A 10001-nucleotide genomic window follows, 5' to 3' on the forward strand; every position below is an offset into this window, starting at 1 on the left:
GTGTTTCCGTCCCCTTACGAGGTTATCTATTTCTTAATGCAATGGATTTTTAACCATAGAAACACACAAGACGCAGTTTCCGTCCCCTTACGAGGTTATCTATTTCTTAATTGATACTATCCGTTTTGAAAACTCAACTCTAAATTTTTCGTGTTTCCGTCCCCTTACGAGGTTATCTATTTCTTAATGATTAAGAATACTTCAAATGGTATTATAGATACTGTGCAAGTTTCCGTCCCCTTACGAGGTTATCTATTTCTTAATCTGTAACTGAACAAATTAATTCATAAAAAGAATTCCCGTTTCCGTCCCCTTACGAGGTTATCTATTTCTTAATGAGAATAAAATCTGAAGATACTGCTTACATGAATACTGTTTCCGTCCCCTTACGAGGTTATCTATTTCTTAATAAGGCACCTGAATTTGATGATATGAAAGAATTAAGGAAGAAAGTTTCCGTCCCCTTACGAGGTTATCTATTTCTTAATCCTCCTTACTGAAATTCTTTTCTTCACTAATATTCAACCGTATTTTGCGTTCTAAAAAAATAATTTAATCAATTCACCATATTTCAAGCAAAAACATATTCTCACATCATTGGAATATCAATATCGTCTAAACTGTTTTAAATATCCTACATATTCCACTTTTCACTATTCTATTATCGTATTTTGTACATTTAAGAGTTCTCGGACTTACACCTAACGTATTATCGTTTTTATGGTTCGAGATCTTATTTCCTTTCTTAAGTGTTAAATCAAAAATATCCATAATCACGTCAATATATTTTTCACCAAGCAAAGCAATTAGTATTGTTTTAGAGTGGAATCCAACTATTCCACCAAGCAAAATATTCCCATTTGGAATATAGTTTTTATTAAACTTTGAAAAATTGTATTTTTTCACCAAATTAAAGAAAATTTCGAGTGATTCCAAAATATAATCCAAATCTATTTCTATTTTTCCTTTATCGATATTTACTTCAAAATCCACAATTGTTCCTGGTTTAATGATTTCCTTAAATAGTTTTAAAGATTTTTTTTGTAAAACATCTTTATTAATAAGTATATCTGTGTAACTGCATAACGATAAACTACCTTTTGGCAATGGTTTACTATCAGAAACCTGAATAGCACTCATTTTTGATTTGATATGCCCATCTTCCATAACTGTATTAAAAATTCTACTCTCTAGATTCTTAATATCTCCATCAATTTTTTTTATGATGTATTTTCCTCTCATTTTAGAATCATTAATTATTTTTCTCTTGATGTTCTCAAATTTCGGTGGATTATCAAGTATGTATCTAGCAATAAGAGCTGTTCTAATAGCTCCTTTAATACTACTTCCAGGAATATACGGCATTCCGTAATAATCTTTAATAAAAACAGATAATTCTTTATTGTTATTAATAATCTCGCTAATACTGTCAGACTCAAGATTTGAAATGTCAAGTTCGTAGTCAGTAATTTCTTTCGACTTAGAATATATATTATTATTTTTCATCCATTTAGAAAGATTTTTACAGTTTGAATCAAGTATAAACTCCTCATAGCTATCTACCAAATTTCTTTCTAACAGTAGCTTCATAAATTTTCTCTGGTTGGGAACATACAATTTTTTATTATACACATCAATAATGCAGTTTTTATTCAACATTTTTTCTCCATTACCTATAAAAATTGGACTCACAACCTCCATAGATAATTTTTGACTTTCAATAAAACTCTTCATCATTTCACCCCCATAAACATCGGAATCGCATATCTATAAACTGGATGATTAACCAGACCATTGGATACATCATAAATATCACCTTCATAACAGTTTTCAAAACAAGAGCCTGAAGAAAATACAAACAAATCTTTTTTCTTTGTAATATTATCACTTTCTGAGGAATAGACAAATCCACTCCTCTTTTCAAGAGAATAACTTGAATTTATCAAAGTAGTTTTCAGTTCTCTTTCTTCTGGTAAAGATACTGATAAACTCATTTTTTTATTATATTTCTCATAGTTTTCAATTCTTTTTAAAAGTTCACTCGGCATACTCTGAGAATAGAAATCAAATTTACCTAGTCCCGAATATTTTTTTCCTCCGATTCCGTTTACAGATAAACCAAGAATAATATCACTGACTATCTCATCTACTTCTGAATCTTCAAATCCCAAAATAACATATAGCCCTGAGTTCTTATTATAAAAAGTTATTCCAACATGGAACGGTTTGGCAATGCTTTCAGTCAGATTAACTTTTGTAAATGACTCAACTTCTCCAATTTTATCCATATAGTTTTCTACTTCATCTATTTCTCCATTTAGATAATTTCCTAAGTCATCTATCGCTATATATTTTAATTTTTTTGCCTTTTTTTTCTGAATAGAATCTCCTGTTTTTTTAGGCTCAATATATATATTAGGCTTTGGAATTAGTAGTTTATCATCAACATATGGAAATAAATCAGATAATACAAATTTTCTTTTTTTGGCAAAGTCTATTAATTTATCCAAACACCCCATTTTTATAGATTCTATACACAATGACGAAAAAAATGTATCTGCTTTTAAAGATAACATAGAGTCATTTAACATCCCATCTCCAAAGTGTACACCTGTAGAGAACTTTAATTTATATATCTTGTAATTCATATCATCACCACTAATTATCTTAATTCCTTTAAAATTATCTAATATTGTCTAAAATTCTTTAAAATATCACTACATTCATCTAATATTTTTTCATCAATATTTCCTATTACTTCGCATACATCAATGTCGTTTATTCTTATTTTTCCATATCCTCTTGTCCCATTACCACCAAGATAATCATACTCTAATAATTTAAACCCAACACTTAGAATTTCAAAATCTTTCTTTAAGTTTTCATCAGAGGTATACTCATAAATAATATTGAGATCAAATTTTGAACCTCTAATGGCTCTTTCAATTTGTCTAGGAGTTGCTTTTCCAGAAAGTCTATTAATAGTATTTTCAAATTTTATTTCAGTCTTACTTGTTAAACCATATCCATTTTTTAATTCATCCCAGTTATTCATTATCATATCAGAAAATATTACTCTACTCGGTTTAAAGTCTTCACCTGATTTTCCGAAAATATCTGTCAAACATTCTGCATCATCATTTGGAGTTTTTTTCGGATTATTCGTAACATACTGCTTTGAAAGCAAGGCTCTCAATTTACCTTTAAAACTACTCCCTGGTATCATTGGATTTCCAGAAATAATATCTTTAACAATCGGCATATCTACAGCACCAATTGCTGAAAATGCGTCAGATCCTCCTATATGTAAACCTGTTCTACTTCTATTTCTCCTGTTATTTCTAATTTAGCGTACATAATATTCCTCCTATTCATCCTTGCTATCTATTAAAAACTTTCTAAATGCCACAAGTGCTTCCATATATCTGCTAAACAAAATAAAACCTTCTCTACTTCCATCAATATCATCAATATATTTTAATATATTTGAAATTTGAGTAAATGCTTTCACTGATGGTTCTCTTCCCGATTCATATAAAAATCTGACTTTAAGATATTGAATATCTCCTATAATATCATCGCTTAATTCTTCTTTTTTGCTATCAATAATATCATTGTATATTGCAGCTGTCATTGCTAGAAGATTTCTTATTTTTGATGTTGTTAATACCTTTACTCCAGCCTCCTTTTTAGATTTTTCTAAACTTTTTATAGCATTCTCTGCTATATTTACATAATTATTTTTATCTAATTTTTTATACTCAATTATGTAATCTTCGACCTTTGACTTTTTGTTTTTCGGTTTTGAACCATTATTACTTCTATTATTTCCATTATTCCTAAAATTATCATTATTTCCTTTTTTCCCACCGTATCCATTCATAGTATTACTTCCTTTCTCTAATCGAATACACAAATATATAAATAGCAGTAATTAACTCTTTTCTATCTTTTTCGTCAGTCATCCACTCATACATTTTTCCTGAAAATCTCAGGTATCTTCCTTTTTCCACAGGATCTTTAGGCTCCATCCTTGAAAGTAAATAAACATATCTCGCTATATTAATTTTTTCATTCACGTTTCTTAATAGATCCAAAAGGTTATATAGAAAAGCCTTTCCTCTTTCGTTAACCTCGCCTTTTTCTAAAAAACTAGTGTTGTCGCTAAAAAATTGCTTTAACTCCAGATACTTTTCTCCCAATACATTATTAACCAAGTCATCCCATTTGTAGCAATGCTCTGGAGAAAATAACGTTATGGAATCCTTCAATGTATTATTTTTAGAAACACTTTCTAATTTTTCTACTTCTTTTGCTATCATATTTATCGGATAGTTTGGTTTGTACATACCAATACCAGCTGATATTGAAAGAGTATTCTGTGAAAATTTTTTGAAACTTTCTCTTATGTCTACTGCTGCCGATATTATTTCATCCCATGCGCCAACAAGAAAAATATCATCTCCACCTGAATATACAATAGAAACATTTCTTTCACCTTTTTTACCAAATACGTCATATACTCCATTTTTTAATACATTATTGATATACCCTTTAAAATATAGAGATAACTGCCTAGATAGAGTCGCTTTTCTTGATATAGTATCATATTTTCCACCTTCTCTACTTAGCCCATTAATAAAAGCATTTCCTAAATTATCAACATCTGCACGCAAAATAGCTATTCTATCTATTCCTATTGATTTTTCGGATAACTCTTTAAACGTTTTGCCCAATGTATAATCTCCAACCCAAAGATTGTTAGAAACCTGAGAGCCTGTATGATGTCTATTTTTTGTATAAGTTCTACAATAATCCTCTTGATTCATAATATCAATAATATCTTTTTTATCAAAGTATGGAGTGAGATATTTGCCAAACGGAAGAATTAAGCTATGAAGTTGACTTGTTTTAGTTATTACATAGTATTTTCCATATAAAATTCCGTCTGAAAAATACTCTAAATCACTACAAACACAGCATTTATCAGAATCATCATCCATAATATCCATCTTTTTACAAACCACACATTCTCTTTTTCCAATATTATTTCTATTATTGAGCCTAACAATATCTTCTGCTGAATATCTATTTCCTTTTTTCATAGAAATATTTTTCGAGATATCAATATGTAGATTTGAAATAGAGCCATTAGGTTTATTTTGTAAGTCATTTGAACTACACTCAACATATCCTCCTGCTAAATATAGTCCTATATCAAAGTTTTCAATAAACCAAGAATTTACTTCTTTTTCAAACAACATAATCTTATTTTTTACATTTTCTGTATTCGGAAATATAAAAGATGCTCTTCCACCTCCTAAAGATATCAAGTTACTTCTACTTAAATTTACTTTCTCAAGTAGTTCATCTATAATATGTTCCATCAATAATTCCAAATAGAAACTTCTTGATCTCAGACCTTTTAATGCACCTTTACTACTTATTGTATAAATAAATTTTTGGATGCCAGATATATCAACTTCATACATTAAGAACGCTTTATCGCTATAAAAGCTTTCACTATTAGTATATAATCTTTTCTTATAGTCTAAGACTCCTTTTTCTTCAAGATACAAAAGAATACTTGAAGCTATTGCAGCTGTCATCTTTAAATGATCGTAAAGAGAAATATCAATAAGTTCACTTATATTTGTCGATGAAGGAATATATGATAAATTCGCTTCAAGAACATTTAATAGTGAGCTGATATATTCACTACTGTAGTTAATATTTTTTAAGGAATCCGATATATCAAGCATTACTCTATCATAAAAATTATTGTCTAAACTAATTTCTTTTGAAGTTGGCATATTAATGCCTTCATCTAAATTAACTGTTTTTTGAGAGTAATGCAAGTTTTCGTTGTTCTCATTTAGAATGTTAAATATGGTATATAATGGTGTATTCTTTTTAAAAATATCACTCTCAGTTTCTCCATACTTCCTTCTGTCGATTCCTGAAGCGATATTGTCAGCCAAATATACTATATATGCCATGCTATTTTCCGCCAGTGTTGAATTTTTTAATTTACTAGAGTGATGGTATAGAACCGAGTCAAGAATATCTTTATCAGATAATTTTATTGTATCTTTAAGATAATCATATCCTAATTCACTATGATTTGTTTTTGATCCTGTTCTGTATAATACTTTTCCAATATCGTGTAACAAACTAGCAATCGTTACACCTATAACATTACTACTCAAATTTTATCCCCCCTTTTTATGGTTGTAGCACCCATTCCCAAAGATGTTTTTGCACCAATTCCCGAGTAACAGCCAAATCTAAACAGCATATTAGCATAATTTACCAATGTTTGAGTCCCAGAAATTTTTATCTTTATTGTGCCTGAAAATCCATTTATTCTAATCCCTTCTAAATAAAAAAATTTATTTCTCAAATTGTAACCAATAATTTCTGTATTGTTTACTATATCTTCCAATAAATCTTCATAGTCGGTTTGATCTTCATTATTTGAACTATTGTATTTATTGATTAAGCTCTGATAAATGCACTTAATATCTGGATAAAAAATATATTTTCCCGACTTCTTAAAAGTAGTTGGTGTTGTAAATTTTATTTCAAGTATCCTATCTGAACATTCATCATACATACTCTTAATAAACTGTTTCTTAGGTGTTATTTCTATATTCTTATTAATTATTATTATTTTAACATTATTTTTATGCAAAGTAATCTCATCAAGTCTCAAAAGAAGCTTTTCAATTATTTCAGAATAAGCTTCCTCAGACATAGTCGAAACTACCCAAAACCATCTATTATCTCTATGCTCCAAATGTTGAGAAAATGGGTTTAATCCCGGATTATGAATAAATCTAGCAAACTCAGTAGGTACATTATTCAAAATAAAACCATGCAAAAGAGAAGAAATACCAAGATATAAGTGTTTAGGTGATTCAATTTCCATTTCCAACCTAGTTAACATATAAACCTCCAAAAATTTTATGATATCAACCTCATTATATCATTTTAAAAACGTTAATTTCAATATGTTTTATCAAAAGAAATAAATTAATTCCATAGTGTTACAATTAACGTTAGACAAATAATAAAAAAGAGAGAAAATCCTAGATAATTGAAATAACCACAAATCAAAAATGAAAGAAATTCTCTTTATGAATATTATTATAACACAAAAACAAAGATATTTACCTCATACTTTAGAATCTAGATACCATGTAGTCAAAATTTCCAGAAGTAGTTACTCTATCAAATTTGTATGCAGAAGATATAAGATTTCAAAAGCATTTCTTATGCGTTAGAATCATGACCACCAGTCCAACGGGTGGTTTGCACAATGGGTATAAGCCCAAGGGTTACCAGCCAGAGTCTAAAGGCGCTGGCTTTCACTTTGTTCAAGCTCAGCCTTTGACTCGTCACTATCCCTTAAGGGATATTTGTACTACTTGCCATCCCTAAAGAGATCTTCGTATTCTTTGACACTCAATTTATCCAATGCTATATCATGCTTTTCTTACTCTTGAATATACTTCTTTATTGTTGCTTCATTCAGACCAAAAGTGTCTATTTCCAAGCTTATACTTTAAATTTGCGTGCTTATCAAATATCATCAATGCACTTTTTTCCTTTGAGATATCCCATAAATTGTGATACACTATGTTTGGATGGTTACTCACTAATATATGAACTTGGTCTAACATTAAATGACCTTCTATTAATTCTACACCCTTATACGTGCACAGCTGTCTTAGTACCTTACCTATATTTTCCCTATATTGGCTGTATATAATTTTTCTCCTGTATTTTGGAGTAAAAACTATATGATACTTACACATCCACTTTGTGTGCGACAAGCTGTTCGCTTTATTTGCCATAAAATCACCTTACGATTCGTATTATTGAGCTTGAACAATTCAATTATACTACAGAATGGTGATTTTTTTGTATAACTTCTGTCATGCACCCACATAGAAGTTGGTTTATTGTTTCACACACTTTGCGAGCTCAACTGGGACATGTCCCTATAAAAAAATAGCGTTGAGAGAGCAATTATTTTCTCTCATCAACGCTAAATATTATACAACCATACTTTTATTTAATCAAAAGTACTAAGCCAGATGTTTATTTTATTTTTTACGTTCATAAATATTCTTATAAATCAATATTCCTACATAAACTATAATATACGCAATTCTTATTTGTCAACACATATGTTACACTAATAAGAAAGTTTTTTCCAAATTTACATCTTCAATCTAAAAATTAGAGGATTCGAAGTCAAGGAGAAAAGCTATGCGTACCTTGACTTTGATTCATTTTAATTTTTATACTAGCAAGATGTATTTTGGAAATACTCTTTTACAGCTTCATTTGGACTTTTAAATTTTAAACTCGTTTTTGCTGTACTATTATATCTTTTCTCATGCTTTTCCACCTGTTTTATTAATTCTTTTTCGCTAGTAAATATTTTTCGCTTATATAGAATTTTTCCATCTTCTCTATGACTTCTTTCAACTTTTCCGTTTTGCCATGGTGAATATGGTCTTGTTCTCTTTATTGTAATACCAAGTTCATATGCAGCCTTCTCAAATGCACTTTCTTTACTTGCTTTATCATCGTCATTAACAAATTCACAGCCGTTATCTACTTGAACAATATGGATTGGAAAGCCCATCAATCCTTCTAAATCATTTAGATATTTTTTTGTTTCATGAGTGCTTTTTTCTTTTACAATCTTTAAAACTCTTTTTCGACTGTATTCATCTATACCTGTAATTTGATAGTATTTATATCCATATGCAGGAAGCTTTATACAATCGTCAGGAACATATTTTATGTCTACTTGAACTTTATCTCCTGGGTACTTCCCATCTATTTTATCGTATCTTGTATAGCTTTTTCGACGTATTACTGGTTGCTTATACCCTCTTGTTCTAATTTGCCTACACATACTTGAGAAGCTTCCAGTATATCCTTTTTTTACAGCATCTAACGTAGACTTCAGCAAGACCATATACTCCATTACGTTTTAACATTTTTTTTATTAGTGTCAGTTCTTCCTCTGTATGTGCTTTGGAGCTATTTTTGGTCTTCTAGACCTCAAAGCTAGACTTCTTACAGCTCCATCATACTTTTCAAGTTGCCTGTACACATGACAATTTGTATGATAGCGCCTTGCGGCTTTTGTAGCTCCATATTTTTAACATATTCACATAATTTTTGACGGTAACGCATTTCTTCTGTTATAATAAACATGAGAGGACTCCTTTACATTTTGGTTTTGTTGATATTACAATTGTATCAGAGTTCCTCTCTTTTTTTATTCATTTGTGTAACATATGTTATAGCACATTACACCTACATAAACTATAATATACGCAATTGTATCATTTATAAATATATCTCTATAAGCATTAGAATGTAGTTCAACAAAAAATCCTGAAATAAATACATATATAAAAGCAAGTGCAATAAAAATCAAATATGGGATTAAACAATTTAATATTGAACTTTTAAAATCAATATCTATTGCAATTACAATAATAATAGAGCCAATTAATGTTAATACTGCCCTATCCAAAATATGAATATAAGTATCATTTGTATTCCCAATTAACACATTTATTATACAGCTCGCTACTATTGCTACTGTAAAAATAATACAAAATAATACGGCTATATTTTTTAATAATCTACAAGTATTTTTCATAATATATATTCCAATCTATTATTCAAAAGCCTACCATCAAAATGATGGAAGGCTTTAAACAATTCACCTAAATTCAATAACTCCCTTTTGAACCTACTTTTTCAGCTTTTTAGTATCAAAACAGTATCATTTAGAGAATTTTACTATATCAAAATCGCTCAATTCCTGTATTTTCAAGCGTTTTGTAGCAGTAATATATTTGCTTCTGTTACTCCCACTCTACATATATATTTTTTATATGATTTAAAACAGTTGAAATAACTTAATTTTATTTTTTACATTTTATGGTTTTGATTATATTTTACAT

Annotated in this window: 8 protein-coding genes, 2 pseudogenes and 1 CRISPR repeat array; of the genes and pseudogenes, 1 reads left to right on the forward strand and 9 read right to left on the reverse strand. The window is 29.2% G+C overall.

The window, feature by feature from the left end; all coding sequences use genetic code 11:
- The first annotated feature begins 2 nt into the window (after positions 1 to 2).
- Positions 3 to 488: a CRISPR direct-repeat array (repeat unit 36 nt; unit sequence GTTTCCGTCCCCTTACGAGGTTATCTATTTCTTAAT).
- A gap of 127 nt (positions 489 to 615) precedes the next feature.
- The 6 genes from csm5 to cas6 form a co-directional block, all read right to left on the reverse strand.
- Positions 616 to 1734 carry a type III-A CRISPR-associated RAMP protein Csm5 gene (gene csm5, locus BM120_RS10350; protein WP_177187428.1) on the reverse strand — a complete coding sequence of 373 codons (1119 nt, stop codon included), beginning with the start codon at positions 1732 to 1734 and terminating at the stop codon, positions 616 to 618.
- Positions 1734 to 2648 carry a type III-A CRISPR-associated RAMP protein Csm4 gene (gene csm4, locus BM120_RS10355; protein ID WP_091995766.1) on the reverse strand — a complete coding sequence of 305 codons (915 nt, stop codon included), beginning with the start codon at positions 2646 to 2648 and terminating at the stop codon, positions 1734 to 1736. Before csm4 ends, csm5 begins: the two co-directional genes overlap by 1 nt.
- Positions 2649 to 2686: 38 nt before the next feature.
- A complete protein-coding gene (gene csm3, locus BM120_RS10360) occupies positions 2687 to 3262 on the reverse strand; it encodes a type III-A CRISPR-associated RAMP protein Csm3 (RefSeq protein WP_242941608.1) in 576 nt (191 codons plus the stop codon).
- A 105-nt stretch (positions 3263 to 3367) separates the two neighbouring features.
- Positions 3368 to 3883 carry a type III-A CRISPR-associated protein Csm2 gene (gene csm2, locus BM120_RS10365; RefSeq protein ID WP_091995770.1) on the reverse strand — a complete coding sequence of 172 codons (516 nt, stop codon included), beginning with the start codon at positions 3881 to 3883 and terminating at the stop codon, positions 3368 to 3370.
- A gap of 4 nt (positions 3884 to 3887) precedes the next feature.
- Positions 3888 to 6209 carry a type III-A CRISPR-associated protein Cas10/Csm1 gene (cas10, locus tag BM120_RS10370; protein WP_091995772.1) on the reverse strand — a complete coding sequence of 774 codons (2322 nt, stop codon included), beginning with the start codon at positions 6207 to 6209 and terminating at the stop codon, positions 3888 to 3890.
- Complete coding sequence (cas6, locus tag BM120_RS10375) at positions 6206 to 6949, reverse strand: CRISPR-associated endoribonuclease Cas6 (protein WP_091995774.1); 744 nt, start codon at positions 6947 to 6949, stop codon at positions 6206 to 6208. Before cas6 ends, cas10 begins: the two co-directional genes overlap by 4 nt.
- A gap of 190 nt (positions 6950 to 7139) precedes the next feature.
- Here cas6 and BM120_RS11145 point away from each other — a divergent pair.
- Positions 7140 to 7283 (forward strand): annotated as a pseudogene (locus BM120_RS11145) (IS481 family transposase); the annotation flags it as partial.
- Positions 7284 to 7426: 143 nt separating this feature from the next.
- On the opposite strand, the pseudogene tnpA reads toward BM120_RS11145, so the two are convergent.
- The 3 genes and pseudogenes from tnpA to BM120_RS10390 all read right to left on the reverse strand — a co-directional run bounded on the left by tnpA (position 7427) and on the right by BM120_RS10390 (position 9694).
- Positions 7427 to 7859, reverse strand: a pseudogene (tnpA, locus tag BM120_RS10380) (IS200/IS605 family transposase).
- 455 nt (positions 7860 to 8314) lie between these two features.
- Positions 8315 to 9007 (reverse strand): DDE-type integrase/transposase/recombinase, encoded by a 693-nt coding sequence (locus BM120_RS10385; protein ID WP_242941609.1) that lies wholly within the window; start codon positions 9005 to 9007, stop codon positions 8315 to 8317.
- A gap of 297 nt (positions 9008 to 9304) precedes the next feature.
- Entirely contained in the window at positions 9305 to 9694 is a 390-nt protein-coding gene (locus BM120_RS10390) for a DUF6608 family protein (protein ID WP_091995776.1), read from the reverse strand.
- Positions 9695 to 10001: the final 307 nt, after the last annotated feature.

It is taken from the genome of Peptostreptococcus sp. D1 (assembly GCF_900112955.1).
Taxonomy (GTDB): domain Bacteria; phylum Bacillota; class Clostridia; order Peptostreptococcales; family Peptostreptococcaceae; genus Peptostreptococcus.

Coding starts and splice junctions, on each gene's coding strand:
- csm5 (WP_177187428.1), bottom strand. CDS start 1,734: ATGAAGAGTTTTATTGAAAGTCAAAAATTATCTATGGAGGTTGTGAGT.
- csm4 (WP_091995766.1), bottom strand. CDS start 2,648: ATGAATTACAAGATATATAAATTAAAGTTCTCTACAGGTGTACACTTT.
- csm3 (WP_242941608.1), bottom strand. CDS start 3,262: ATGCCGATTGTTAAAGATATTATTTCTGGAAATCCAATGATACCAGGG.
- csm2 (WP_091995770.1), bottom strand. CDS start 3,883: ATGAATGGATACGGTGGGAAAAAAGGAAATAATGATAATTTTAGGAAT.
- cas6 (WP_091995774.1), bottom strand. CDS start 6,949: ATGTTAACTAGGTTGGAAATGGAAATTGAATCACCTAAACACTTATAT.
- BM120_RS10385 (WP_242941609.1), bottom strand. CDS start 9,007: ATGGAGTATATGGTCTTGCTGAAGTCTACGTTAGATGCTGTAAAAAAA.
- BM120_RS10390 (WP_091995776.1), bottom strand. CDS start 9,694: ATGAAAAATACTTGTAGATTATTAAAAAATATAGCCGTATTATTTTGT.